General features: G+C 65.8%; 28 protein-coding genes. 19 read left to right on the top strand and 9 right to left on the bottom strand.

The features are described 5' to 3' along the window. Positions 1-31: 31 nt before the first annotated feature. Together FHS96_RS19245 and FHS96_RS19240 are read right to left on the bottom strand one after the other, a co-directional pair. Positions 32-961: an electron transfer flavoprotein subunit alpha/FixB family protein gene (locus FHS96_RS19245; protein WP_429595364.1), complete on the bottom strand. Its 930-nt coding sequence runs from the start codon at positions 959-961 to the stop codon at positions 32-34. Beyond that, positions 958-1,707 (bottom strand): electron transfer flavoprotein subunit beta/FixA family protein, encoded by a 750-nt coding sequence (locus tag FHS96_RS19240; protein WP_429595361.1) that lies wholly within the window; start codon positions 1,705-1,707, stop codon positions 958-960. Before FHS96_RS19240 ends, FHS96_RS19245 begins: the two co-directional genes overlap by 4 nt. A 179-nt stretch (positions 1,708-1,886) precedes the next feature. On the opposite strand from FHS96_RS19240, the gene FHS96_RS19235 reads away from it, so the two are divergent. The 3 genes from FHS96_RS19235 (at position 1,887) to FHS96_RS19225 (ending at position 3,857) form a co-directional block, all read left to right on the top strand. After that, positions 1,887-2,330 carry a nuclear transport factor 2 family protein gene (locus FHS96_RS19235; protein ID WP_429595358.1) on the top strand — a complete coding sequence of 148 codons (444 nt, stop codon included), beginning with the start codon at positions 1,887-1,889 and terminating at the stop codon, positions 2,328-2,330. A 19-nt stretch (positions 2,331-2,349) separates the two neighbouring features. Next, the gene (locus FHS96_RS19230; protein ID WP_429595355.1) at positions 2,350-2,838 is read left to right on the top strand and encodes a VOC family protein; all 489 of its coding nucleotides are present in this window, start codon (positions 2,350-2,352) and stop codon (positions 2,836-2,838) included. A 92-nt stretch (positions 2,839-2,930) separates the two neighbouring features. Beyond that, positions 2,931-3,857: a flavin reductase gene (locus FHS96_RS19225; protein WP_429595352.1), complete on the top strand. Its 927-nt coding sequence runs from the start codon at positions 2,931-2,933 to the stop codon at positions 3,855-3,857. On the opposite strand, the gene FHS96_RS19220 is transcribed toward FHS96_RS19225, so the two are convergent. After that, positions 3,854-4,450, bottom strand: coding sequence for a hypothetical protein (locus tag FHS96_RS19220; protein WP_429595349.1), 597 nt, complete (start codon positions 4,448-4,450; stop codon positions 3,854-3,856). The genes FHS96_RS19225 and FHS96_RS19220 overlap by 4 nt on opposite strands. Positions 4,451-4,651: 201 nt before the next feature. Between FHS96_RS19220 and FHS96_RS19215 the strand changes: the two genes are divergently transcribed. Then, on the top strand, positions 4,652-4,927 hold the full coding sequence (locus FHS96_RS19215; protein WP_429595346.1) for a hypothetical protein: 276 nt from the start codon (positions 4,652-4,654) through the stop codon (positions 4,925-4,927). 48 nt (positions 4,928-4,975) lie between these two features. Here the strand turns inward: FHS96_RS19215 and FHS96_RS19210 are convergent, their stop codons facing one another. Both FHS96_RS19210 and FHS96_RS19205 read right to left on the bottom strand, forming a co-directional pair. After that, complete coding sequence (locus tag FHS96_RS19210) at positions 4,976-5,950, bottom strand: SDR family NAD(P)-dependent oxidoreductase (RefSeq protein WP_429595343.1); 975 nt, start codon at positions 5,948-5,950, stop codon at positions 4,976-4,978. Positions 5,951-5,967: 17 nt separating this feature from the next. Beyond that, positions 5,968-6,759, bottom strand: a complete 792-nt coding sequence (locus tag FHS96_RS19205) for an SDR family NAD(P)-dependent oxidoreductase (protein ID WP_429595340.1) — start codon at positions 6,757-6,759, stop codon at positions 5,968-5,970. A gap of 169 nt (positions 6,760-6,928) precedes the next feature. On the opposite strand from FHS96_RS19205, the gene FHS96_RS19200 reads away from it, so the two are divergent. The 7 genes from FHS96_RS19200 (at position 6,929) to FHS96_RS19170 (ending at position 14,344) form a co-directional block, all read left to right on the top strand. Next, positions 6,929-7,858 (top strand): SDR family NAD(P)-dependent oxidoreductase, encoded by a 930-nt coding sequence (locus tag FHS96_RS19200; RefSeq protein WP_429595337.1) that lies wholly within the window; start codon positions 6,929-6,931, stop codon positions 7,856-7,858. Positions 7,859-7,878: 20 nt separating this feature from the next. Next, on the top strand, positions 7,879-8,391 hold the full coding sequence (locus tag FHS96_RS19195) for a MarR family winged helix-turn-helix transcriptional regulator (protein WP_429595334.1): 513 nt from the start codon (positions 7,879-7,881) through the stop codon (positions 8,389-8,391). A gap of 80 nt (positions 8,392-8,471) precedes the next feature. Beyond that, a complete protein-coding gene (locus FHS96_RS19190) occupies positions 8,472-9,767 on the top strand; it encodes a cytochrome P450 (RefSeq protein ID WP_429595331.1) in 1,296 nt (431 codons plus the stop codon). A gap of 99 nt (positions 9,768-9,866) precedes the next feature. Next, positions 9,867-11,111, top strand: coding sequence for an MFS transporter (locus tag FHS96_RS19185; RefSeq protein WP_429595328.1), 1,245 nt, complete (start codon positions 9,867-9,869; stop codon positions 11,109-11,111). Positions 11,112-11,291: 180 nt separating this feature from the next. After that, positions 11,292-13,043, top strand: coding sequence for an N-acyl-D-amino-acid deacylase family protein (locus FHS96_RS19180; protein ID WP_429595325.1), 1,752 nt, complete (start codon positions 11,292-11,294; stop codon positions 13,041-13,043). Positions 13,044-13,062: 19 nt separating this feature from the next. Continuing rightward, positions 13,063-13,614, top strand: a complete 552-nt coding sequence (locus FHS96_RS19175; RefSeq protein ID WP_429595322.1) for a nuclear transport factor 2 family protein — start codon at positions 13,063-13,065, stop codon at positions 13,612-13,614. Positions 13,615-13,660: 46 nt separating this feature from the next. Continuing rightward, positions 13,661-14,344 carry an SDR family NAD(P)-dependent oxidoreductase gene (locus tag FHS96_RS19170; protein ID WP_429595319.1) on the top strand — a complete coding sequence of 228 codons (684 nt, stop codon included), beginning with the start codon at positions 13,661-13,663 and terminating at the stop codon, positions 14,342-14,344. Between the two features lie 15 nt (positions 14,345-14,359). Here the strand turns inward: FHS96_RS19170 and FHS96_RS19165 are convergent, their stop codons facing one another. Further along, positions 14,360-15,538, bottom strand: coding sequence for an acetyl-CoA C-acyltransferase (locus FHS96_RS19165; protein ID WP_429595316.1), 1,179 nt, complete (start codon positions 15,536-15,538; stop codon positions 14,360-14,362). Here FHS96_RS19165 and FHS96_RS19160 point away from each other — a divergent pair. The 8 genes from FHS96_RS19160 (at position 15,504) to FHS96_RS19125 (ending at position 24,956) form a co-directional block, all read left to right on the top strand. Next, a complete protein-coding gene (locus FHS96_RS19160) occupies positions 15,504-16,469 on the top strand; it encodes an enoyl-CoA hydratase/isomerase family protein (RefSeq protein WP_429595313.1) in 966 nt (321 codons plus the stop codon). The two genes, FHS96_RS19165 and FHS96_RS19160, sit on opposite strands and share 35 nt — an antisense overlap. Further along, positions 16,466-16,834, top strand: a complete 369-nt coding sequence (locus tag FHS96_RS19155) for a Zn-ribbon domain-containing OB-fold protein (RefSeq protein WP_429595310.1) — start codon at positions 16,466-16,468, stop codon at positions 16,832-16,834. The genes FHS96_RS19160 and FHS96_RS19155 overlap by 4 nt, the downstream gene beginning before the upstream one ends. Continuing rightward, complete coding sequence (locus FHS96_RS19150) at positions 16,831-17,991, top strand: thiolase (protein WP_429595308.1); 1,161 nt, start codon at positions 16,831-16,833, stop codon at positions 17,989-17,991. Before FHS96_RS19155 ends, FHS96_RS19150 begins: the two co-directional genes overlap by 4 nt. A gap of 156 nt (positions 17,992-18,147) precedes the next feature. Beyond that, positions 18,148-20,535, top strand: a complete 2,388-nt coding sequence (locus FHS96_RS19145; protein WP_429595305.1) for a TonB-dependent receptor — start codon at positions 18,148-18,150, stop codon at positions 20,533-20,535. 81 nt (positions 20,536-20,616) lie between these two features. Next, a complete protein-coding gene (locus FHS96_RS19140) occupies positions 20,617-21,792 on the top strand; it encodes a DUF1214 domain-containing protein (protein WP_429595302.1) in 1,176 nt (391 codons plus the stop codon). Between the two features lie 100 nt (positions 21,793-21,892). Continuing rightward, positions 21,893-22,798, top strand: a complete 906-nt coding sequence (locus FHS96_RS19135) for an SDR family NAD(P)-dependent oxidoreductase (protein WP_429595299.1) — start codon at positions 21,893-21,895, stop codon at positions 22,796-22,798. Next, positions 22,795-23,445 (top strand): glutathione S-transferase family protein, encoded by a 651-nt coding sequence (locus FHS96_RS19130; RefSeq protein ID WP_429595296.1) that lies wholly within the window; start codon positions 22,795-22,797, stop codon positions 23,443-23,445. The genes FHS96_RS19135 and FHS96_RS19130 overlap by 4 nt, the downstream gene beginning before the upstream one ends. Then, positions 23,442-24,956: an AMP-binding protein gene (locus FHS96_RS19125; protein ID WP_429595293.1), complete on the top strand. Its 1,515-nt coding sequence runs from the start codon at positions 23,442-23,444 to the stop codon at positions 24,954-24,956. Before FHS96_RS19130 ends, FHS96_RS19125 begins: the two co-directional genes overlap by 4 nt. Before the next feature lie 10 nt (positions 24,957-24,966). Here the strand turns inward: FHS96_RS19125 and FHS96_RS19120 are convergent, their stop codons facing one another. Genes FHS96_RS19120 through FHS96_RS19110 form a run of 3 tightly spaced genes read right to left on the bottom strand, consistent with a single transcriptional unit; the run spans position 24,967 to position 26,258 of the window. Further along, positions 24,967-25,710, bottom strand: a complete 744-nt coding sequence (locus FHS96_RS19120) for a 2-oxo acid dehydrogenase subunit E2 (protein WP_429595290.1) — start codon at positions 25,708-25,710, stop codon at positions 24,967-24,969. Positions 25,711-25,716: 6 nt separating this feature from the next. Further along, entirely contained in the window at positions 25,717-26,025 is a 309-nt protein-coding gene (locus FHS96_RS19115; protein ID WP_429595287.1) for a hypothetical protein, read from the bottom strand. A 2-nt stretch (positions 26,026-26,027) separates the two neighbouring features. Next, on the bottom strand, positions 26,028-26,258 hold the full coding sequence (locus tag FHS96_RS19110) for a biotin/lipoyl-containing protein (RefSeq protein ID WP_429595284.1): 231 nt from the start codon (positions 26,256-26,258) through the stop codon (positions 26,028-26,030). Positions 26,259-26,260 lie beyond the last annotated feature (2 nt).

The raw sequence follows: 26,260 nt of genomic DNA, 5'->3' as shown, positions 1-26,260 counted from the left end.
GCCGCGCTTAAACGGCCGGCGGCTTCCCGAATCAAAACCTGGAGGTCAGTTCCGGCACGACTTTGAAGAGGTCGCCGACGAGGCCGAGGTCTGCGACCTGGAAGATCGGTGCGTCCTCATCCTTGTTGATCGCGATGATCGTCTTGCTGTCCTTCATCCCCGCGAGGTGCTGGATCGCGCCGGAGATGCCGACGGCGATATAGACTTCCGGGGCGACGATCTTGCCGGTCTGGCCGACCTGATAGTCGTTGGGGACATAGCCCGCATCGACCGCAGCGCGGCTGGCACCGACCGCGGCACCGAGCTTGTCGGCGAGCGGTTCGATGATCTCGTGGAAATTCTCGCTGTTCTGCAACGCACGGCCACCCGAGACGATGATCTTCGCCGAGGTGAGTTCCGGACGCTCCGACTTGGAGATCTCGGCACCGACGAAGCTGGAGAGACCGGCATCGCCCGCCCCCGAAACCGCCTCGACGACACCGCTGCCACCCTCGCGCGACGCCTTCTCGAAGGCGGTGCCGCGCACGGTGATCACCTTCTTGGCATCCGACGACTGCACCTTGGCGATCGCGTTGCCGGCATAGATCGGCCGGGTGAAGGTGTCTTCGCTCTCGACCGAGAGGATGTCCGATATCTGCATCACGTCGAGCAGGGCGGCGACGCGCGGCGCGACATTCTTGCCGATCGAGGTAGCGGGCGCGACGAACGCGTCATGATCGGCCATCAACTGGACGATCAAGGGCGCGACATTCTCGGCCAGCGCGTGCGCATAGGTCGCGTCGTCGGCGACATGGACCTTGCCGACGCCGGCGATCGCCGCCGCCGCCTCGGCAACACCGCCGACGCCTTCGCCCGCGACCAGCAGATGGACTTCGCCCAGCTTCGCCGCGGCGGTGACGGTGGAAAGCGTCGCGTCCTTGACCACGCCGCCTTCATGCTCGACCCAAACCAGCGTCTTCATGCCGCAACTCCCATCGCCTTGAGCTTGCCGACCAGCTCGTCGACATCGGCCACCTTCACGCCGGCGCTCCGCTTGGGCGGCTCGGCGACGTGCAGCGTCTTGAGGCGCGGCGTCGTGTTGACGCCATAATCCTCGGGCGTCTTCTGCGCGAGCGGCTTGGACTTCGCCTTCATGATGTTGGGCAGCGAGGCATAGCGCGGCTCGTTGAGGCGGAGATCGGTGGTGACGATCGCGGGGGTCTTGAGGCTGACCGTCTCAAGACCGCCATCGACCTCGCGGGTGACCGTCACGCTGTCTCCCGAAACCTCGACCTTCGAGGCGAAGGTGCCCTGCGGACGCCCCGTCAGCGCCGCCAGCATCTGGCCGGTCTGGTTGCTGTCGTCGTCGATCGCCTGCTTGCCCAGGATCACGAGGCCCGGCTGCTCTTCCTCGACGATCTTCGCCAGGATCTTGGCGACCGCGAGCGGCTCGACCTCACCGGTGGCGGTGACCAGGATGGCGCGGTCGGCGCCCATCGCCAGCGCGGTGCGCAGCGTGTCCTGCGACTTGGGTTCGCCGATCGAGATCGCGACGATCTCGGTCGCGACGCCCTTTTCCTTCAGGCGGATCGCCTCTTCGACGGCGATCTCGTCGAACGGGTTCATCGACATCTTGACGTTGGCCAGGTCGACGCCCGTGCCATCCATCTTCACCCGCGGCTTCACATTGTAATCGATAACCCGCTTCACGGGCACAAGGATCTTCATCTCGAGCAACCTCTGTCAGCAGCAGGCCTGGACCTAGCCGACGGAAGTTGCGGGACAAGGCGCGCGCCCATCTGATCGCATAGCTGATGGAATGGCGCGGCAAGTGATCGGGCGATTGCCGTTTGGGCGCGGAGGCCACATCCTTTGCCCACCGCAGGCAGCGAAGCACAAGGCAAGCCATGACGGACATTGAGCGGCTGCTCGCGATCGAAGACATCAAGCGGCTGAAGGCACGCTACTTCCGCTGCGTTGACACCAAGGACTGGAACACCTTCAGGACGCTCTTCACCGCCGACGCGGCGTTCGATATCCGCGACGACGTACCCGGGTGCTTGATGATCGGTCCTGACGCGATCGCATCCGCGGCGAGCGGACCTCTCGAGGGATGCATCAGCGTCCATCACGGCCACTGCCCGGAGATCGACATTCTGTCCGACGTCGAAGCCCAGGGCATTTGGGCGATGGAGGATATTCTGCGCTGGTCGGCGGACTCTGCCTTGCCCGGCCAGACGCTCCACGGCTTCGGCCATTATTTCGAACGCTATGCCAAGGCTGACGGGGCATGGCGCATCAGCGCGCTGAAGCTCCAGCGGCTGCGCGTCGATGTCGGAGGATCGACCTGAAGCTGATGCGGAGGCAGAGATGACCCATATTTTTTCCGGCTTCTTCCAGTTCGGCTATGTCACGCGCGAACTGGACGCAGCGATCGCAGCCTATCGGCAGCGGTTCGGTGCCATCGAATTCCTGATCAACGCACCCGATCCCATCGATGGCGTCGCACCGCCGACGCGGCGCATCGCACTCGCCTATATCGACGCAGTGATGATCGAATTGATCGAGCCGGATCCGGCGCAGGCGACGATCTATGACGATGCCCTGCCCACGCGAACGGGCGACATCGCGCTTCACCATTTCGGCTATCTGATCGACGATCATGAGGCGATGGTCGCTCGTCTGCAGGAACGCGGCTACGCGATGCCGCTGGCGGGGTCGGTGCCGGGCGCCCTCGACTATATCTATGCGGATACGCGCGCGCATCTTGGCCATTATTCGGAGTTCATTTGTCTCGACGAGGGCGGACGGGCCTTCTTCGGCGCGGTTCCTCGGCTGCGAACCGGCAAACAGCCATAGGCTTCACATCGCCGATATGTTCAGGCCTGCGCTTCCCATTGCAGGCCCGCCCGAAGCATCCGGCGGCATCATCGATCGAAAGGCGCACGGCAATGGCAGACAACAGGCACGCGTTTCGCTCGGCGCTTGGTCGCTTCGTCACCGGCGTCACCATCATCACGACCCGGGATGTCGGCGGAAAGGCGATCGGCCTGACCGCGAACAGCTTCAACTCGGTCTCGCTGGATCCGCCGCTGGTCCTGTGGAGCCTCGCGCTGGGCAGCCCCAACCTGCCGGCGTTCAGGAACGCCGGCTGCTGGGCCGTGCATGTCCTGTCGGCGGAGCAGGAGGCGCTGTCCAACCGCTTCGCCTCGCGCGGCATCGACAAGTTTGAGGGGATGGACATCGCGGATGGACCGGAGGGCGCCCCGATGATCCCGGGCTGCGCCGCCCGTTTCGGCTGCCGGTCCACTTTCGAATATGAGGGTGGCGACCATGCGATCTTCGTGGGCGAGGTGATCGACTTCGCCGACCAGGACGTCCAGCCGCTCGTCTTCCACGGTGGGCGCTACGGCGGGGTCTTCTCGGGCGCCAGGGAGACCCGCCCCACCGAGCTGAACAATGACGGCGAGTTCGGCCGCTATTTCATCGGCCATCTGTTGAACCGCGCCTATGACGCCGCATTTCGCGGGGTGCGGCGGGAATATCGCAAGCGCGGGCTGCGGTCGTCCGAATATAGCGTGCTCGTCGCGCTGGGGCTGGGTGACGGCTGCCCGCGTGCCGAGTTGACGCGACGCGCGGCGAATGGCGGGGTCGACCTGCCGGACGCGGCGATCGAGAGCCTGATCGCCCGCGGCGCGATCGTCGCGCGCGGTGAAACCCTGCTGCTTGCGAGCGAGGGCCAGATGCTGCTTACCGAGTTGATGGCGGTCGCCCAATCCTTCCAGCTGCGGCTCGAGGACACGCTCGCCCCTTACGAGATCGGCCAGCTCACCACCTTGCTGCAGAAGCTCAGCCTGCTGGGCGAGGACGAAGCCTAGCGGGTCGTCTGCGCAGCGATGCGTTCATAGTCTGCGATGATCCGTTCCATGGTCGGGCGATAATCACCGAAGGCAGCGGGGATATCGTCCGGGCATGCGTCCCCGCCCGCCGCAGTCATTGCCCGGCGCTGCATCAGGCTCACCGCAGCGCCGATCACCACCTGGTTCACCTCGATATAGGCGTTGGTGGCAACCGCACGGTCCAGTCCGCTGGCTTCGAGGCGACGCAGAATGTGGTGCGCATAGTCGACCGCTTCGGTGTCGAGACCACCCATCATCAATTGGGTGATCAGTTGGGGGATGTGGCGGAACAGATGGGCACTCGTTGCCGCATGTTCGCGCAGCACGTCCTGCCAGGACTGGCCGCGATCCTCGAGCAGCGACCGGAAGGCAATGCGCCGGCCGACCATCTCGAGCAGCTGCGCGCGGCTCTTCACATAACCGTAGAGCGTCGCCACGCCGGTTTCGAGCCGATCGGCGACCAAGCTCATCTCCAAGTCGGCCAGGCCGATCTGGCAGGCGGCATCGACGATCGCGTCGAGCGTCAGTCGGCGCGGACGACCGGGCGGACGCCGCAATCGCGCTTCGGGCATAGGCTCTCCCAAGCCGACGGCGGCTGTTCATTCGCTTGGCCGGCATGCTTTACCCGCCCCTTTTAAGGCCCGCACCGAGGATCACCACCCTTTTCCGATGCCGGTTCGGAATAGTTTCCGAATCAGACTCGACAAAGATGTGGCCGCATCCTAACGCCGCAGCGCGGCGGGCTGGGCCCGCGATTTCCAAAAGGGGTGATCATGAAGATTTGCTACGCGCTCGCATTGGGTCTGAGCGTTTCGTCCGTCCCGGCGGTGGCACAGGACGCCGCGCCTGCTGCCCAGGCCGCGATCACCCCTGGCGCGATGATCGTCTCCGCCGACGGTCGACGCGTTGGCCGGATCGATCGCGTGCTCGCCAGCACCGTCAGCCTGATTTACAATGGCCGCTTCATCCAGATCCCGACGGCGACTCTGACCCCGAGCGACCGGGGCTATACGACGACGCTGACGAAGGCGGATCTCGCCAAGCTCTAAGCGAAACCGATTCCGGGCCGCGCCGGCGAGCGACGGCCCGGACGGCGGTCAGATCACGCCCTGGCTCCGCGCCGCCCGGGCAACGGCGGTGAACTCGTCATAGACGGTGAGCGGCTCGTTCGGCGCGGACAGGTCGCAGATCTGCGCGAAATTCGCGGCCACATCCTCGACCGAAGGTGGCGTCGGCCCCATCGGTGAAACCCAGCCATCGGCGGCAGCAATGGCAACGCGCGCATAGCGGCCGCTGTTCTGCGAATAGATGCCGTGCGTGGACGTGCACTGCTCGCTCACCAGATAGACCGCCAGCGGCGTGTTGAACGGCACCTCGATCCGGCCTGCGCTCGCGGCATAGTCCGCGCCCTGAACGGCGTGGGCGAACGCCGGTATCTCCATGAAGCCCGCATCCATCTCTGCGGCGAGCCGCGACTGCGCCGTTGGGAGCAGCAGGTTGGCGGTTATGCCGTAGGCCGCACCTTCGATCGCGACGACATGGCTGAGCCCCATCAGTCCACCCTTTGCCGCGGCATAATTGGCTTGCCAGGCATGTCCGAACATGGCCGAGGCCGACCCGGTGAACAGAAAGCGCCCATAGCCGTTCTGCCGCATCGCGCGATAGGCCGGCTGCGCCACATGGAATGCCCCCTTCAGGTGGACACCGATGATCGCGTCGATCTGCTCGTCGCTCAGATCCTCGAACCGGCCGTTGCGCAGGAACCCGGCATTGTTGATGCAGATATCCACCTTGCCGAACGCATCGAGGGCCGTTCCGACGATTGCCGCACCGCCCTCACGCGTTGCAACGCTGTCATGGCTTGCAACCGCATCGCCGCCGCCATCGCGGATCTCCTCCACCACCAGGTCGGCGGCGCGCTGCGAGGCGCCCTGCCCCGACCCGCTGCCGCCGAGATCGTTGACCACCAGCCTGGCGCCCCGCCGCGCCAGTTCCAGCGCATAATCCTTGCCGAGCCCATTGCCCGCGCCGGTGACGATCGCCACTCGGCCTTCGAATCCGATCGCGGTCATTTCCCGCATCCTCCTGTTCAATTGACGCTTTGTACCTGCCCGCCATCCACACGGATGTTGGCGCCGGTCATGTAGCCGGCGGCGGGACTGACGATCATCGCGACGACATGGGCGATCTCCTCGACCCGCCCGATCCGGCCGACCGCGATCGGCGTGATCTCTCGCGCCGCGCGCGCTTCCGCCTCCTCGATCGCGACCGCACCCCAGCCCATCGCCAGACCCAGGTCGGCGAGCCAGGCCTCCACAGCAGGCGTCAGCACCATGCCCGGGCTGACGCTGTTGGCGGTAACGCCGCACGCCCCCAGCGACTTCGCAAGGCTGACCGTCATGTTGAGCATCGCCGCCTTCGCCGCGCCATAGTCCGGCCCGAAGGCGATGGGCTGCGTGCCCGCCGCGCTGGCGATATTGACGATCCGCCCCCAGCCCTTCGCCTGCATCGCCGGCAGCAACCGCCGGATCATGCGGGCGGCGGCGATCGCGTTGAGCTGGTAGGTCGCGCTCCAGTCCGCCTCTTCCACGGCCGTCCAGTGCATCGCCGATGTACCGGCCGCACCCCCGGCATTGTTGACGAGGATGTCTACCGCGCCCGCTGCCTCGGCAACGGCATCCGCTCCCGCATCGGTGGCAAGATCGCCGATCGCGATCCCGGCCGCGCCGATCGACTGAGCGACGCGCTCCGCCTTCGCTGCGTCGCGCCCATGCACGATCACCGCGCATCCTTCCTGCGCGAGCGTCTGCGCAACCGCCGCACCGATGCCCGAACTGCTTCCGGTCACCAGTGCGCGCTTGCCTGATATGCCTAGATCCATGTCCCTCTCCACGGAACCGCTGCGCGGCCGACAGGCGCGCAGGATTTCACCGCTGCTTGACGCAGTCTTGCCGGGTTTTGTCATGCGCCCCGCCGAAAGCATCATAGTCGTGATTAGGATGGCCGCAGGCGGGCCATTATCGTGACCGTGACAGAAGCGGGAGCGGATCATGCAAAGACTACAGGGCAAGGTGGCCGTGGTAACCGGCGCCGGGCGCAACATCGGCCGGGCGGAGGCCATGCTGCTGGCGGCTGAAGGCGCCAAGGTCATCGTCAACGATCTAGGCGGCGGCCCCTATGGCACCGAGGCGGGCGACGCGTCGCTGGCCGATGCAGTGGCGCAGGAGATCCGCGATGCTGGCGGCGAAGCGATCGGTCAATGTTCGAGCGTCGCGTCCCGCGAAGGCGGCGAGGCGGCAGTACAGAAGGCGATCGATGCGTTCGGACGGATCGACATCCTGGTCAACAATGCCGGAATCGTGCGGCCGTCCCGGATCGACCGGATGACGGACCAGGACTGGTCGCTGTGCATGGACGTCAGCCTGACCGCGAGCTTCTATACCTGCCGTGCCGCTGCCGTGCACATGATTGCGCAGCGTTCGGGCGTGATCGTGAATACCGGCTCGCCATCGGGCTTCGGCCATTGGGGCATGGGCAATTATTCGGCAGCGAAAGAGGGTCTGCTGGGCTTCACCCGCAGCATCGCCCGCGAACTGGGGGAGTTCGGCATCCGCTGCAACCTCGTCCGCCCGGTCTCGCACCTCACCGGCACCCACACGCCGGAGATCGACGCCACCATCGCCGAATCAGCGCGGCTGGGTATCCCGCTGCTGTGGAACAAGCCAATGGCGGCGCCGCGCATGACCGCGCTACCCGAGCATGTCGCGGCGCTGGTGGTCTGGCTCTGCACCGATGCGGCCGCGCAGATCAGCGGCCGCGACTTCTACATCCAGGGCGACGAAGTGGCCCTGATCCCGGAACCCGAGGCCGTTCGCACCAGCATCCATCCGGGGGGCTGGACGCTCGATGCGTTCGACGAACAGGCGAACCGCGACTATCTCTTCGGCGATATCCGCAACCGCTTCGTTCGCCACGGTTGACGGAAAGGGGGTGCGCCGCCGTGCCGCGCAAGCTGACCGAGCGCGTCGCGGCCGGCCGCGCCTATTACGCCCGGCGCCTGCCCGGCGTGGACGGCGCCCATTTCGCGGCGCTGTGGCACCTCTTCACCGTCGGGCATCTCGTTGCAACCGACCTCGATGCCATCGCCCGTCGGGACGATTGCAGCTTCTCCGATCTCGACCTGATGGGCACGCTTGCCCTTGATGAGGAAGGGGCGATGCGCGCGACCGATCTCGCCTCCGCACTTTATGTCTCCAATGCCGTGGTCTCGATCCGGGTGGCGCGGTTGATGCGCAAGGGCCTCATCGCGCGGGAGCGGGGCGCCGACCGGCGCGCCTTCGTGCTGCGCCTCACCGATGCGGGACGGGCGCTGATCGAACGCGCGATCGGGGACATCGCGCGCGACGCCAAGATCGCGCGCTTCTTCCGAGAGCTGCAGCCAGCCGACCGGGAAGCGCTGGTGCGCATTCTGGGCGTGCTGCACCAGCGCTTCGACCGCGAGCACATCGGATGATTAGGATCCTAAACAACTCATAGTTCAACAGCATCGCCGACGCGGCTAGGCTCTGGGCCACAACAGACAAGGAGCGCAGGATGGCCAGCAAGGTGAAGCAGGATGCCGCGGAACCGATCCAACAGCGGCGACTGAAAACAGCGAGCGACCATCGGTTCGACCCCCTCGACCCAAACACCATTCGCGACCCCGGCCCCGCTTATTCCGCGCTCGCCAAGGAATGTCCGTTCTATCATTATGAAGGTACCGATTATAATTTCTACATAACCAGCGATTACAAGGAAATTCGTGAGAAGATCCTGTCCGACAACCCCTTCTGGTCGTTCAAGTGGGGCGACGCGCCGATGGACTGGGAGACTTTCAGCGACTTCGGCATCCTGACCGATCCGCCCTTCCACCTCGAATATATCGCCGCGCTGCGCAAGGGCATGACGCCAGCGCGCATGAAATATTACCGCCCTGAGGTAGAGGCGATCGCCGACGACCTGATCAGGCAGTTGAACGCGCGCGCCGACAAGCACGGCAATTTCCATGACCTGTTTGCGCTGCCGCTTCCCGCACGCACGATGTGCTTCATGCTCGGCGCCGATCAAGCGCTCTATGCCGACTACAAGCGCTGGGCGGACGAATTACAGTACCTGCTGTTCAACGACAAGGATCCGAGCGCCGAACAAACGCTGATCCGCGAGATCCAGCCCCACTTCATGGGGTTGATCGACGCGCGCAAGGCGATGCTGGCAAAGGCCGGCATCGACGATCCGACGCACGAACATTGGGGCACGGTGTTGCCGGCCGATTATATTTCGCTCGGCCTTGTCAGCCGGGTCGAGGGCCGCCGCTTCAACGACATGGAACTGTTCCAGATCTGCACCGCGCTGCTGACCGGGGGCCAGGAAACCACGACGAGCCTCCTCACCAACGTCGTCTGGCGGCTCCTCGAGGTTCCGGAACGCTGGGAACGGCTGAAGGCCAACCCCGATCTCGTGGAAAATGCGATCGAGGAGAGCCTGCGCTTTGATCCGCCGATCAATTCGCATTTCCGCACCAGCCTCTGTCCCGTGTCGATGCATGGGGCCGAGCTGCCGGACCGCGCGAAGCTGATGTTCTCGATGCTGGGAGCCAATCGCGACCCGTCCATCTTCGACGAACCGGACAGCTTCAAGCTCGATCGGCCGCTCAACCAGTCCAAGCGCCATCTCAGCTTCGGCTATGGCGTTCATTTCTGCCTCGGTGCGCCAATCGCCCGGCTCGAGGCGCAGATTGGCCTGCGCAGGCTGGTCGAGGCGCTTCCTACGCTGCGCCTCACCGGTGAACCGGAACGGATCAACAGCTGGATCTACTGGGGCCAGCGCAATCTGCCGGTCGCCTGGGACTGATCGGTCACGCCTGTGATGAGTCGCGCCGCCATCTGGCCATGATCCCACCGCCGCCTATGCCGGGACAAAGAACCGGCACGGGCAAGAGGAGAGGCATGGATGGCGGACGGCCAGACCTGGCGGGCGGCGGCGGACGAGTGGCGGATGCACTGGCGAATCGGGATCGCCGCCTTCCTGGCGATCGGGCTTTCGCAAGGCGCTTACCAGGCGCTGTCCAGCCTGTTCGTCATCCCGTTGCAGGAGGCCTTCGGCTGGTCCCGCGGCGAGATCGCCTTTGCCCATTACGCGTTGCTGTCCGTTGCGTTCGCGGCGCCCTTCGTGGGCCGGCTCGTCGACCATATGGGCGCGCGGCGCATCATGCTCGTCGGCATGATCCTTTCGGCGCTGATCTATGTCGGCATGGCATCGATGAACGGCTCGCTGCCGCTGTTCTACATCCTCTACGGCCTGTCGGGCGTCATCGGCCTGTCGGCAAGCGGCCTCACCTGCTCACGCGTGGTGAGCCAGGCCTTCGTGCGCTCTCGCGGGCTGTCGCTTGCGATCGCCCGCAGCGGGCTTGCGCTGGCGAGCGCCGCGCTGCCCACCATCCTCTACGCGATCATTGCCCGCTTCGGATGGCGCGCCGGCTATCTGGCAGAAGCCTTGCTTGTCCTGCTCGTCGCGCTTCCTGCTGTCTATTTCTGGATCGGCCATTCCCGGGCGCCCGGCACTGCGGATCGGCCGCACGCCAAGCCCGACCTGCCCAAATGGCTGCACCTGCTGCTTGACCGACGCGTCTGGCTGCTCTGCATCGGCGCCGGTCTGGGCTATGCGCCGGCGACCGCGATCATGGGGCAGTTGCAGCCGATCCTGGTAAGCAAGGGGATCGCCGCGGCCCCCGCCGCCGCACTGGTCGGCATGGCGGGGATCGCCAGCTTCATTGGCGCGCTGGTGACCGGCAGCCTCGTCGATCGCTTCTGGGCGCCGGCGATCGCCTTCCTGTTCGCCTGCGGATCGGCGGCAGGCACCTATCTGCTGGCGTGGAACGGGACGCTGGACAGCCCCACCGCCAGCGCAGCGATCATGCTGATCGGGTTCGGCCTGGGCGCCGAGATCGATGTTGTCGCCTATATGGTGGCCCGCTATTTCGGCGTGCGGAATTTCTCGACACTCTACGGCATGACCGTGTTCTTCATCGCCTTCGCGGGCGCGATCGGCGCGTCTACGCTGGGCATCGCCTATGACCGGCTGGCCAGTTACGACCTCGCGCTGATGGTGATCGCGGCGTGCTTCCTGGCGGCAGGCTGCTGCTATCTGCTGCTCGGCCGCTATCCCCAGAAGCAGGAGGGCGAAGCGGCACACTGATGGCGCGGGGGCAGCGTTCCGCGCAAAGCATCGTCTATCTGAATTGTCCCGCCCGGCCGTTGAGCAGCCATCGGCGAGACGCCTATCCTGCCTTATCCCTGCAACATGGACTGGATCGCGACAGCGATCCGGAAAGCCGTGACGGATGCCTGCGATCGCAGGCCGCGAGAGGACAGGCTGATGGCTGATTATGACCTTATCATTCGGGGCGGCACGGTTCACGACGGTAGCGGCGGGGCGCCGTTCGTCGCGGACGTCGCCGTCAAGGACGGCATCATCGCGGCAGTCGGCGCGATGGACGGGACCGCTGCGGAGGAGATCGACGCGCGCGGTCGCATCGTAACCCCGGGCTTCGTCGACGTGCACACCCATTATGACGGCCAGATCACCTGGGAGAATCGGCTCGCGCCCTCTTCCGACCATGGCGTGACCACGGTGGTCATGGGCAATTGCGGCGTCGGCTTTGCACCGTCACGGCCGGAACACCGCAAGCTGATGATCAAGCTGATGGAAGGCGTCGAAGACATTCCCGAAGTCGTGATGACCGAAGGCGTGCCGTTCAACTGGGAAACCTTTCCCGACTATCTCGACGCGCTCGAGAAGCGGGAGAGCGACATCGACTTCGCCGCGCAGCTGCCGCACAGCCCTTTGCGGGTCTATGTGATGGGTCAGCGCGGCGCCGAACTTGAGCCGCCAACCGACGCGGACCTCGCCGAGATGCGCCGCCTGACCCGGGAAGCGATCGAGGCCGGGGCGCTCGGCGTTACCACTTCCCGCAGCTATGCGCACCAGTTCCGAAACGGCCGCCCCGCCCCTTCGGTCAAGACCGAGGACCAGGAGGTGCTGGCGCTCGCCGAAGGCCTGCGCGACGCGGGCAAGGGCGTGTTCCAGATGGTGCCCAGCTACGACGCGACCGCCGCCGAGCGTATGGACCTGCTCGACGATATCGCGCGCACCTCGGGCCGTCCGGTCTCCTTCACCTTCATGCAGACGCCTAAGGGTGAAGGCGACTGGCAGGAGATGGTCGCACGGCTCGACGCCGCCAAGCAGCAGGGGCTGGAGGTGCGCGGCCAGATCATCCCCCGCCCCACCGGCGCGCTGCTCGGCCTCGAGCTTTCGATGCATCCTTTCTCGTTCAACCCCAGCTTTCGTGCGATCGAGCATCTGCCGCTCGAGGAGAAGGTGGAGCGCATGCGCGACCCCGCGTTCCGCAAGCAGCTGATCGCCGAGGAGCCGAGCGACCCGCAGGCCTTCTTCGTCTTCGTCATCTCCGACCTCGACATGATGTTCGTGCTGGGCAATCCCCCGAACTATAATCCGCGCAGCGACGAGAGCATCGGTGCGCGCGCCCGCGCGATGGGCGTCGATCCGAAGGAATTGATCTACGACGCGCTGCTCCAGCGCGACGGGCATGAAGTGCTCTACCGACCGCTGGGCAATTCGGAGGGAGAGCGGTTCGAGAGTTCCGGCCGGAACCTCGTCAGGCACGACCGCACCTTCCCAGCGCTCGGCGACGGCGGCGCGCATTACAGCATGATCTGCGATGCCGCATACACCACCTACTTCCTGACCTATTGGGTGCGCGACGCGAAGGCGGACAAGCAGATCGACCTGCCCTACGCGATCCGCAAGCTCACCTATGAGCCCGCGTTCGCCGTGGGCCTGAAGGATCGCGGACTGATCAGGCCGGGCTTCAAGGCCGATATCAACGTGATCGACATGGACCGGCTGCACCTCTACGCACCGCACGTCGTCTACAACCTGCCGACCGGCGGCCGCCGTCTGCAGCAACGGGCGGACGGCTATGACGCCACCGTCGTCAGCGGCGTCGTCACCTATCGCAACGGCCGTTCCACCGGTGCGCTGCCCGGCCGGCTGGTGCGCGGCGGCAAGCAGGCACCTGTCGCCGATCGGCCGCTCGAAATTGCGTGAACGCGGAGAGGATCATCGCATGACCGTCGAACTCACGCCGGAACTCGTGGCTTTCGTCAGCGAGCAGAAGGATCGCGAGGACATTCGCGCATGCCTGCTGCGCTACACCCGCGGCGTCGACCGCCATGATCGCGAACTGATGCTGTCGGCCTATTGGCCGGACGCCTATGACGAGCATGGCGTCGCCGAGGGCATCGCCGCCGACTTCGTCGATTGGGCGATCGGCTGGCATGGCAAATTCCAGACCAGGCATCACCACGGCATTCTCAACCATAGCTGCGAGCTCGACGGGGACAGCGCGCACGCGGAAACCTATTACATCTTCTGGGGTGAGAACCGGCAGGGGCCGCCGCAACTCAGCTTCGGCCGCTATATCGATCGTTTCGAGCGTCGCGGCGGGGAGTGGCGCATTGCGCACCGGGTCTGCATCAATGAGATGACGGCGACGCTCACTGCCGCCGAAATCCCGGACGAATGGAAGGCGCTGATGTTCAAGACCGGCCCCAACCAGCGGGATCGAAGTGACGTTTCCTATGTGCGCCCGCTGCTTCGGACGCCGGCTGCCGCCTGATCCGGCGCGCGACCCCAAGCTCAGACCGAAAAATGGACCGCATTGCATGACATCACGAACTGTCGTCGTCACTGGAGCCTTCGGCGTCCTGGGAGCAGCGGTCGCAGGCGCCTTCGCTGCGGCCGGCGACCGGGTCGTAAGGGTCGATTATGCCGACGCCCGGGGCGACCCGCTGCCCGGCGGAATCGACCATGGCCGCATCGACCTCACGGATGAACGCACCGCACGGCGGGTCGCGGCCGATATCGCCTCCGCCGCCGGCTCGATCGACGTGCTGGTGAATGTCGCGGGCGGGTTTGTCTGGGAAACGCTGGCCGACGGCGGCAGCGCGACCTGGAACCGGATGTTCGCGATGAACGCAACGACCTGCGTCAACATGACCAGAGCGGCCCTGCCCGCGCTGCGACAGGCAGCAGGCGCACGGATCGTCAACATTGGCGCGGGCGGCGCCGTCATCGCGGCGGCAGGCATGGGCGGCTACGCAGCATCCAAGATGGCCGTGCACAAGCTTACGGAGAGTCTTGCCGCCGAGCTTTCCGGCGAGGATGTCACCGTGAACGCGATCCTGCCTGCCATCATCGACACGCCGACGAACCGCAAGGACATGCCGGATGCCGATTTCAGCCAGTGGGTGCAGCCTCAGGCGATCGCCGATGTCATCCTTTTCCTCGCCTCACCGGCAGCCCGCGGGATCAGCGGCGCGCTGATCCCGGTAACGAGGGGCGGCTGACCCGCGCCGACACGCCTAGACGATCTCGAAGAGAGCGGCAGCGCCCATGCCGCCGCCGATGCACATCGTGACGACCGCGGTCCTGGCGCCGACCCGCTTGCCGGCCAGAAGTGCGTGGCCGGTCATGCGCGATCCGGTCATGCCGAACGGATGGCCGATGGCGATCGCGCCGCCGTCGACATTCACTTTCTCGGGATCGATGCCCAGTCGGTCGCGACAGTAAAGCGCTTGGCTGGCATAGGCCTCGTTCAACTCCCAAAGATCGATATCCGCCACGGATAGGCCAAGTCGATCGAGCAGCTTGGGCACCGCGAAGACCGGTCCGACGCCCATCTCGTCCGGCTCGCAACCCGCGATCTGCATGCCCTTGTAAAGCCCCAGAATGGGGATGCCGCGCCGCGACGCCTCATCGGCATCCATGATCACGCAGACGCTGGATCCGTCCGAAAGCTGGCTGCAATTGCCGGCCGTCACCGATCCGCCGTCAAACAGCGGCCTGAGCTTGCCAAGTGCTTCCCTGTCGGTACCGGGTCGGTTGCACTCGTCGCGGGTGAGCGTGACTTCTTCCTGCCCTGTCACGGCAAGCGTCTTGTCCACGATGTTCTTCACTGCGGTGACCGGCACGATTTCCGCGTCGAACCAGCCGTTTGCCTGTGCCTGTGCAACGCGCGCCTGGCTGCGCACCGCGAAGGCGTCCTGCGCCTCGCGGCTGATCCCGTAGCGGCGTGCGACGATGTCGCCCGTCAGGTTCATCGCCATGTAGAGTTCCGGCTTGTGCTCCAGCAGCCACTCATCCTTGTTGCGGAAGGTGTTGCGGTGCGGATCAACCAGCGACACGGTTTCCACGCCGCCGGCGACATAAATGCCGCCCTCGCCGCTGCGAATGCGCTGGGCGGCGAAAGCGATGGTCTGAAGGCCGGACGAGCATTTGCGATCGAGGGTGACGCCGCAGACGCTGACCGGCAGTCCCGCGCGGAGCGCCGCCTGGCGCGCGATGTTGGAGCCCACCGCGCCTTCGCAGCGCGCCGAGCCCAGCAGGACATCGTCGATCTCGTCCGGATCGATCCCGGCGCGCCCGACCGCCGCCTCGATGGAATGCGCCGCAAGCGTCGCGCCATGAATATTGTTGAGCGCGCCACGATGCGCCTTGCCAATCGGCGTGCGCGCGGTCGCGACGATGGCAGCTTCCTTCATGCCGACAAGTCTCCTGCTGGTATGGCTGCGAGATAGGCGCCGCCGGCTGTGCCGGCCAGAAGCGCGCCGTCTCATCACGTCTTTGATGACAGCCCGGGTCCGCTTGACCAGGCACGGCCACGCCAACAAAGCGGGCGGCACCTTCGCGGCAGGAGCCCCCATGACCATCACCGTCGACAAGCAAGGCGCAATCGCCATCGTCACACTTGACCGGCCGCAGACGAAGAACGCGATCACGCAGGAGATGCGGGGCCAGCTCTACGGCGCATTCGAGGACATCGCGCTCGACCGGACGATACGCGCCGCAATCCTGACCGGAGCCGGCGGCGATTTCTGCTCCGGAATGGATGTCGGTGGCATGGGCCAAGGCGGCGTCACCGCGTCGATCGACCGTATGCACACGCTGAACCGTATCGCGCGCGCGATACACGCGCTCAAGAAGCCGACCATCGCGGCCGTGCCGGGGATCTGCGTCGGCGTCGGCTTTTCCTACGCGCTGGCCTGCGACATCGTGCTGGCAGCGGAAAAGGCCAAGTTCGCAGCGATCTTCCGCAACATCGCGCTCGCGCCGGACGGCGGCCTGGTGTGGCACCTGCGCCAGCTGCTTGGCGTTCAGAAGGCGAAGGAGCTCGTCTATTCCGGGCGCATTGTGCGCGCCGACGAGGCAGTAGCGCTGGGCCTCGCCTATGAGAAGGTGACGGACGATGCGCTGATGGACCGAGCGATGGAACTCGCGATCAGCTTCGCGAGCGGCCCGAGCATCGCGATGGGCCTTGCCAAGCGCCAGTTCGAACTCTCGTGGAACAACAGCTTTGACCAGTATCTGGAGATGGAAGCGACGATGCAGCCGATCGCGAGCCGGACCGAGGATCATGAGGAAGGGGTGCGAGCGTTTCGAGAGAAGCGCAAGCCGGAGTTCCGGGGCGAATGACCATGACGCTCCAGCCCGAAGCCGAATGGCGCGGCCACCTCGCCGAGGGGCGGTTCATGATCCAGCGCAGCCGATCGACCGGTGGCCACGTGTTCTATCCGCGCATCGCCGAACCTCGGACCGGCGCAGCCGATCTGGAATGGGTTCCGGCATCGGGTGACGGCGTGGTCCATGCGTTGACCATCGTGCGCAAGAAGGACCCGGCGGACAGCTACAACGTCGTCCTGGTCGATCTGGCGGAAGGTCCACGGCTGATGAGCCGCGTCGACGGTGTCGCGCCCGACGAGATCAGGATCGGCATGGCGGTCCGTGCTGCGATCGTCGAAGAGGGAGGCCAGCCCGTGCTCGTCTTCATGCCCGCATGACCATGATCAACGGCTTCCCGCGGGGACGCACCGCAATCGTCGGCGCCGCCACTTTCGGCATCGGCCGGTGTCCGGGCGTTTCCGCCGTCGACATGGCTGCCAAGGCTGCGCTGCTCGCGCTAGCCGACGCGGGCATTTCGTTGTCGGGTGTGGACGCGCTCTACACTTCGGCGCCCTATGAGGCGCTGGGTGGCCTCGAGCTCGCCGAGTATCTCGGCATCACCCCCAAGGTCACCGACTGCAACCGCACCGGCGGCTCCGCCTTCGAGGTATATGTCCAGCAGGCGGCGCTGGCGCTGGAGGCGGGTCTGATCGACTGCGCGCTCATCGCCTATGGCTCCAACCCCGCGAGCAATCCGCCCCCGGGGGTAGGGATGACGCGCCAGTCTCCCTGGGAAGCACCCTACAGGCCGCTCGCGCCGATTTCCTCCTATGCGCTGGCGGCAAGCCGGCACATGCACCTCTATGGCACGACCCGCGAACAGCTGGCCGAAGTCGCCGTTGCCGCACGGGCATGGGCGCAGCGCAATCCAGAGGCCGCGGCGCGCGACCCGCTGACCATCGACGATGTGCTGAAGGCGCGCCTGATCTCCGATCCCCTCGGCGCACGCGATTGCTGCTTGTTCAACGACGGCGCGGCCGCCGTGGTGATGGTGCGCGCCGATCGTGCCAAGGACTGCGCGAAGACGCCGGTCCATGTCCTCGGAGCGGCACACGCCGTCACCCATCGCGAGATCAGTTCCATGCCCGATCTCACGGTCACCGGCGCGGCAATCTCCGGCCCCCAGGCGTTCGCGCAGGCGAAAGTGAGGCCTGCCGACATCGATGTCGTCATGCTCTATGACGCCTTCACGATCACGCCGATCCTGTTCCTCGAAGATCTTGGATTTTGCCCGAAGGGCGAAGGCGGCCGCTTCGTCTCGGCGGGCCACATCGCGCCGGGGGGCGGTCTCGCGGTCAACACCAATGGCGGCGGCCTCTCCTGTGTCCACCCCGGCATGTACGGGCTGTTTCTGCTTGTCGAGGCGGTACGGCAGCTGCGCGGCGAGGCCGGCGATCGGCAAGTCGAAGGTGCCAAGCTCGCAGTGGCGCATGGCAATGGCGGCGTGTTGTCGAGCGAGGCGACGGTGGTGCTGGGCAGCGGCGCCGCATTGTGACCGTGGCGGCGCACAGCCGCCATCACAACCATGATTTCCGATGCCACGACATGTTGCATGCAACATGTCGTGGCGGCTGCAACTCTCTTCTGCGATGTAGTGCTTGCACCATAGCGACCCCGAAACCGGGGCGGGTGCGCATCATGGGAGAGAGAGATGAAGGGCAAGAGCGCCTGTTTTCGCGTTTCCGTCGCCATGGCGACGCTGTCTGTGGCTGGCACCGCCGGGGCTCAGCAGAATGAGGGCGATGCTTACGGCATCCAGGATATCGTGGTGACCGCGCAGAAGCGGGCGGAAAGCATGCAGGACGTGCCCATCGCCATCACCGCGATCGGATCGGAACAGCTCGAGCAGCGCGGCATCACCGGCCTCGCCAATCTGCAGTTGACGCCGCCGCCCGGCCTCTTCGCTCAGCCCTTCGCGGGCGACCCGACTTTGCTGATCATCGACATGCGCGGTGTCGTGAACACCGATCCGGGCCAGGGCACGATCGAATCGGGCACCGCGGTCTATCTCGACGACATCTATCTCGGCCGCTCGCAGGGTAGCGGCGTCGAGCTGGCCGACCCCGAGCGGATCGAGGTTCTGCGTGGTCCACAGGGCACGCTGTTCGGCCGAAATGCGGAGGGCGGTGCGATCCGGATCGTCAGCAAGAAGCCGACCGGCAGCCTGGGCGGCACGCTGCGCGGCCAGGTCGGCAATTTCGGGCGGTTGCGCGGCGAGGCGCACATCAACCTGCCGGAGATCGCCGGCTTCAAGATCAAGCTCGACTATCTCAACAATCAACTCGACGGCTATACCCGCAACGGCGCGGCGCGGCTCGACCGACTCTCGTCGCAACGTCGCTTCGGTTATCAGGACGCCGAGGGTTATCGCGGGTCGGTTCGCTGGGAAGCGACCCCCGACATCACGATCGACTATGCCTACGACTGGATCAAGCAGAAGATCGCGACCGACTATTACGTGCTCGATCGGCCGATCGACCCACCCTATCCCGCCAATGCGCCCAGCCAGTATTTCGCGCCGCGAGCGGACGAATCGGTCAACGAATATGAGCGTCGGAGTTCGCTGCCCCTCTACCTCGACACCTTCGACACCAAGTCGCGCGGACACACGCTGCAGGGCGAGTTCGTGCTGTCAGACGCCATAACGATCCGCTCGATCACCGGCTACCGCAAGCTCGACACCGCGGGGCGTGGGCAATTGGGAGAGGCGTTCGTCGCGCAGGACTTCGCGTCGATCTTCGGTGCGCCTCCCGGAACCCCGGTCGGCCTGCCGATCGAAGCCTTCACGCCCGTCGACGGCGGCAGCTTCGGCCTTCCGGCGGGCACCACGGTCTATGGCTTCTCCGGCGTCGTTCCCGACGCACGCCTGCGCCAGCGCCAATTCAGCCAGGAATTCCAGCTCGTCGGCACCGCCGGCGACTTCGAATATACGCTGGGCGCCTATTATTTCCACGAGAAGGTGACGGACACGCGCCAGTCGCTGTTCAGCATCATGTATGTCGGCCCGGGCGTCGGCACCTTCCGCATCACCGATCCGCAATCGGTCAATCCGTTTGCCTTGCCCTTCCCGGGCCAGGGGCCGACCGCGCAATCGGCGACGACGGACTCGTTCGCCGGCTTCGCGCAGGTCACCTGGAGCCCCGCCTTCGCCCAGGACAGGCTGCACATCACCGGCGGCCTGCGCTATACCGACGACAAGAAGAAGTTCCTGCGCTTCCTGCTGGGCGGCAGCGCCGTCGATATCGAACCCGAGCCGTTCGAAGAAAGCCGCTTTGATCCGGCTTTCACCCTCGCCTACGACATCGCCGATCGCGTGAATGTCTACGCGAAATATTCGCAGGCCTACCGGGCCGGTGGCGTCTCGCTGCGGTCGCCCAACTTCGTGCCGTTCGGCGCGGAGGTGAACAAGGCCGTCGAAGTCGGGCTCAAGAGCGAATTCCTTGACCGGCGCCTGCGCCTCAATATCTCGGCCTTCCAGAACCGCATCTCGAATCGCCAGCTCGGCATCCAGACCGATCCGCTCGATCCCGCAGTGACGGACACGATCAACGCACCCGGCATCACGCGCGTGCGCGGCATCGAGACCGAATTGACGCTGGCGCCAACGCCCGGACTGACGTTCAACTTCAACTACGCCTACCAGACCGCGAAGCAGCCGAGCTTCGCGACGATTGATCCCAATGCCAGCTTCTATCTGACCAATACGCCAAGGCACGCGCTGAGCGTGGCGGGGGATTATGTCATCCCGCTGGGCATGGGGAACGCCGAACTCGCCCTGCATGCGGACTATGCTTTGACCAGCGACATCTTCGGATCGGTGCGCGTCGCCAACGACAACTTCGCGTGGGACACCAAGCGCGACGTCGCCAATGCGCGCATCGGCGTCCAGAATATCGAGGTCGGCGAATTCAGCTTTCGCATCGCCGGATTCGCCAACAACGTCTTCGACACGGCCTACCCGACCTACACGGCGCCGGGCGCCAACGCCATCCTGCTGCCGCCCCGCACCTATGGGCTGGAGCTCGGCATCAATTTCTGAGCGTCCGGGAGCAGGGGCGATCAGCCGGGCCCGGGCAACATGGTCGCCCTTGCTCGAAATGACAGCGACGGGAGAGCATTGATGAATGATTGGCCGCAATATGCAGATCTGCTGAAAGGCGCCGAGCAGCTTCTGGAGCGCGTCGCCTTTCCCGACGATCCGGCGCTCAAGGCGCAGCTGTGGAAGCAATTCGCCATGAACCTGTCGCAAGGTTACTTCCTGCTCTTCCAGTCGACCCCCGACCATCCGGAGTTCGCGCCGTTCGAGAATTCGGTATTCCTGGCGCAGCCCAATCCGGATGCGGTCTATTATTATGCACCCGTCGACGGCCGCGGGACCTATCGCGTCACCGGCGAGCGCGGCGACGCGCCGGTGGCGGGGTTCGCGCTCGGCAGCCGCATCATCGGCATGGACCCACTGCCGGGCAAGGGCCTCGGCAATTACGACATGGACGATCTGCACCGCGATGCGGACGGCCGGTTCGAAGTGGTCTTCTCGACCGAGCGGCCGGCCGGCCATGACGGCAACTGGCTGCGCATGGATCCGGAGACCGATTTCATCCTGGTCCGTCAATTCTCCTATGACTGGGGCAATGAGCGCGACGTCCGGCTTGCAATCGAGCGCATGGACATCCCATCCCAGATCCGCCCGCCGCTCACTGCGGACGAGATCGATGCGAAGCTGACGCATCTCTTCGCCGGCTATGTCCGCAATCTCTCGGGCATTTGCCTTGGCGCGGTGCAGCGTTGCGCGGAACGCGGCTTCGTCAACCGCTTCAATCTCAACACCTTCCAGGAACTCGGTAACGGCGAGGACTGGCCGCAGGCTTATTTCGAGACGGTATTCGACGTCGCGGAGGACGAGGCGCTGATAATCGAGAGCGCCATGCCCGACCGGCGGCCCTATTGGAATGTCCAGGTGATCGACGCCCTGTGGAACCAGGTGGACTATGTCTACCGCCAGTCGAGCCTCAACGGCCGGCAGGCAGCGGTCGATCCGGACGGCAGGTTCCGCGCCGTGCTGTCTCATCAGGATCCGGGCATTGCCAACTGGCTCGATACGGGCGGCAACCGATACGGCATGATGATCGGACGATGGTATCGCTGCTCCAGCCAGCCCACGCCGACGGTCATCAAGGTGAAATTCGCCGACCTCGCCGCTCACCTGCCGGCCGAGGTGTCGCGCATCGACGCCGCCGGCCGCGATGAGGCGCTGCGGCGGCGGCGGATCGGGTCGCAACTGCGCCGCAAATGGTGACGCGAGCGATCGTCGCCATCGGCATTCCGATGCCTGTCGCGGCCGGCTTGCCGCATGGCATGCGAGCCTGCACGATACCGACAGATCGGCAGGATGGGAGATGCGGATGGGCTATATCGAGGCACGTGCGAACCTTGCCGGCAAGGTCGCTGCGGTCGTAGGCGGCGGGGGCGGCATCGGTGCCGCCATATCGCTGGCGCTGGCGCGGGCAGGCGTGGACCTCGCGGTCTGCGACATCGACATGCCGGCGCTTGGCAAGACCGAGGCGGCCATCCGCGCGCTCGGCGGCGCCGTTACCGCGACCCACGCCGATGCGACTGACGAGACCGCGCTCGACGGTTTCTATGATGCGGTCGAGCGCGACTATCGGCGCCTCGACATCGTCGTGAACGTCGCCGGCGGGACGAGGCGGACACTGCTGGCCGAGGCGACCCGCGCGGATATCGCCCGTGATATCCACCGCAACTATGGCTATGTCGTGCAATCGGTGCAGCGCGCGGTGCCGCTTATCAAGCGGTCGGGCCTGGGTGGCAGCATCATCAACTTCACCACGATCGAAGCCCATCGCGGGGCCGCCAGCTTCGCGGTCTATGCCGGCGCGAAGGCAGCGACAACCAACTTCACCCGCTCGATGGCGGTGGAACTCGGCAAGGACCGAATCCGCGTCAGCTGCATCGCGCCCGACACGACGCCCAGCCAGGGCAATATCGATGCCATGCCTCCGGAACTCGGCGCAGCGTTCGCTGCGCTTCAGCCGCATGTCCAGCCCCGGGGGATGGGCATGTACATTCCGCGCGGCGAGCAGCCGCCGGCGGATGCGCTTGCCGACGCGGTGCTGTTCCTAGGGTCGGATCTCTCGACCTTCGTCTCGGGGATGACGCTGCATGTCGACGGCGGCACCATGGCCGCCGCCGGCTTCCTGGACTGGCCGTACGGCGACGGCTTCGTGCCGGCGCCGCTCGCGGGCACCTTGGCACACCTGTTTCGCGATGGGGACGCCGCGTGATCCTCTATGCCGTCACGCTGTCCCCCTTCGCCGCGCGCGTCCGCCTCGCGCTTCGGGTCAAGGGGATCGGCCATGACCTGCTGCCGCCACCGGGCGGCGGCACGCGCTCCCCGGAATTTCTGGCGATCAATCCGATCGGAAAATTGCCGGTGCTGGTCACCGACGATGGACTCACCATCGTGGAATCGGAGACCATCATCGATCATCTCGACGAGCAATTTCCGACGCCGGCGCTGACGCCGGTCGACCCGCGCGATCGCGCCCGCATGCGTACCATCATCCGCGCCTTCGAACTCTACGCGACGCCGGCGATGTTCCGGCTTTTCAAGCAGATCGACCTTGCGACGCGCGATCCGGCGGTGGTCGAGGCCGAAGTCGCGCGCTGGCGGGAGGGGCTGGCATTGACCAGCGGCTTCGTGGACAATGCGATGTTCGCGGTCGGCGGCGCGATCAGCAAGGCGGATTGCATCCTGCTGCCCAGCCTGTTGCTGTGCGGCGTCACGGCGTCGATCTTCGGGCTGGAGGATCCGCTCGCCGACCTGGGGGCGCTGGCGGGCTATCGCGACAAGGCGCGCACGCACGAGGATATGGGCGTGATCTGGACGGAAACCGCGGACGCGCTCGCCGCGATGCGCGCGCAGCCATGACCGGCGCGGCACCAGCCGCCGATTGGATCGACCCGGCGACGGGGCAACCGCGCGCGGATGCGCCGCTGGGCATGCTCCTGACCGCGCAGGCGCGCGCGACGCCGGATCGGCCGGCGTTGACCATCGCCGGCCGCAGTTGGAGCTTCGCGGCCTTCGACCGGCGGGCGAACAAGCGCGCGCGTGCGCTGCTTGCCGGCGGCGTTCGGCACGGCGATCGGGTAGCGCTTTCGCTGCCCAACCGCGTCGAGTATCTGGAATGCGTCTTCGCGCTGTGGAAGATCGGCGCGACACCCTGCCCCGTCTCGGATCGCCTGACGGGAGGAGAGTTCGACGCGATCCTCGCGCTTCTCGCGGCGTCTCACATCATCGGCACGGCCTCGGTCGTGCACGGATCGGTGTCTCTGCACGACGTTGACCGTCCGCTCGATCCGGCGCTGTCGGATGCGCCTCTTGAGGCCGTCCTCGCGACGCCGGGCAAAATCGCCACCAGTGGCGGCAGCACCGGTCGTCCCAAGCTGATCGTCGATCCGATGCCGTCAGCGTGGGGTCCCGACAAGGAAGGCTGTCGGCGCGACGCCCGCCTCACACTGCTCAATCCCGGCCCGCTCTACCATTCCGCCCCTTTCAACACGGCGACGATGGCGTTGGCGCAGGGCACCCACATCGTCTGCATGGAGCGCTTCGACCCGGTAGAATGGTTGACCTTGGCGGCCGTGCATCGCGTCGATTACGCCTATATGGTACCGACAATGATGACGCGGATCGCGAAGCTTCCCGCCGACCTGACCGCCGCCGCCGATCTGTCGTCGATCCGGACGCTGCTGCACATGGCGGCCCCCTGCCCGCCCGAGACCAAGCGCTGGTGGATTGATCGCATTGGCGCTGACCAACTGTGGGAGGTCTATGGCGGAACCGAGCGGATCGGCGTCACCACCATCGGCGGACGTGAATGGCTGGCCCATCCCGGCTCTGTCGGGCGGGCAGCACCAGGGCAGGAGATCGTCATCGCCGGCGAGCACGGCCAGCCGCTGCCGCCCGGCGAGATCGGCGAAATCCGGTTCCGCAAGGCGGGCGGGGCCGGCACCAGCTATGCCTATATCGGCGCGGCGAACCGGATTGCCGGCGACACGGACAGCTTTGGCGACATGGGCTGGCTCGACGCCGACGGCTATCTGTACGTCGCCGACCGCCGCACCGACATGATCCTCGTCGGCGGCGTCAATATCTACCCTGCCGAGATCGAAGCGGCTGTGGAGGCGCTTGCCGGCGTGCTGTGCTGCGCGGCGATCGGCCTGCCCGATCCGGACCTGGGCAACCGCGTGCATGTGATCGTCGAACTGGCACCGGGCGCGGCAGAGCCTGATGAGCGCGCCTTCCTGCATCTGGTGAACACGAGGCTCGCCGGGTTGAAGCGCCCGCGCTCGGCGGAATTCACGCGCTCGCCCGTCCGCGATCAGGCCGGGAAGCTGCGCCGCTCAGCTCTGCGCGCTGCGCGCATGCAGGACGCCTAGCAGCGCTCGATCAGCCGAACAGGTCAGGTTCTGCCAGCCGGTCGGCCACGAAGCGGCAGAACCGCGCGGCGTCCGCGCCGTTGATCACGCGATGATCGTAGCTGAGCGAGAGCGGCAGCATCTGGCGCCATGCGATTCCGCCTTCCTCGGCCGGAACCGGCACTGGCCGCGCACGCGTCACGCCCAGGATCGCCACTTCGGGCGCGTTGATGATCGGTGTGAAGCTGGTGCCGCCGATATGGCCGAGTGAGGTAAGCGTGATGCAGCCGCCGGACATCTCCGCCATCGACAGGCCCCTGGTGCGCGCCTTCTCCGAGATCGCGACGATCTCCGTCGCGATCTCGCCAACCGACTTGCGGTCACAATCGCGAATGACCGGAACCAGCAGGCCGCCGGGCGTGTCGACAGCGACGCCGACATGAACATATTTCTTGAGGGTCAGCATGCCGCTCGCGGGGTCGAGCGACGCGTTGAACTGCGGGAAGGCGCCCAGCGCATCGGCCAGAACCTTCACCAGCAGCGGCACTGCCGTCAGCTTGATGCCGCCGTCCGCATTGTGCGCCTTGCGCCGCTCTTCGAGCGCGGTGATGTCCGCATCGTCATTGTGCGTGACGTGGGGGATCGCCACCCAGTTGCGGCCGAGGAACGCGGCCACGAACTTCTGGATCTTGCTGAGCGGCCTCTGTTCGACCTCTCCGAACATCGAGAAATCGCCCGTGGGCCAGGGTGCGAGACCCTGTAGAAGATCACTCATCGACGATCAGCCCTTGTGCGGCTTGAGGAAAGTGAAGCACGGACTTTGCGGGTCGATCGCATCCGTCAAATGCATCGTCGGCACGGCGGCGAAGACGCTTTGCAGCAGCGCCGCCGGATCGTCGGTCTCGACACTGTAGTCAGCGACGAACACACCAGTCTCCTGGCCCGCCATGTCGAGCTCCCGGTAGCGCGTGCACGACAGCACACCTGGCAGCGCGCACATCTCGACGGCATGGACCTGATCGTACCAGCGATCATAGTCCGCCTCGCGGCCGTCCAGTGCGCGCGACGCGACATGGAGGATGTAGCGCATCCTCAGCCGATCGTGGCAAGCAGCGTGCCGACCTCATAGGTCTCGCCGGTCTGGGCGATGATCTTGAGCGTGCCGGTCGCCGGGCTCTCGACCTCCTGCGTCGACTTGTCCGATTCCAGCGCGTAGAGCGGCTGGCCCTCGACGGCCTGGCCGCCATCCTCAACCAGCCATTCGGCCAGCATGCCTTCGTTCATCGAGAAACCGATCTTGGGCAACAGAACGTCAAACGCCATGA

The sequence above is a fragment of the Sphingomonas zeicaulis genome (genome assembly GCF_050433225.1).
Classification (GTDB): domain Bacteria; phylum Pseudomonadota; class Alphaproteobacteria; order Sphingomonadales; family Sphingomonadaceae; genus Sphingomonas_D; species Sphingomonas_D zeicaulis.
Note: the sequence above shows the minus strand (reverse complement) of the source record. Positions and strands in the feature narration are given on the sequence as shown.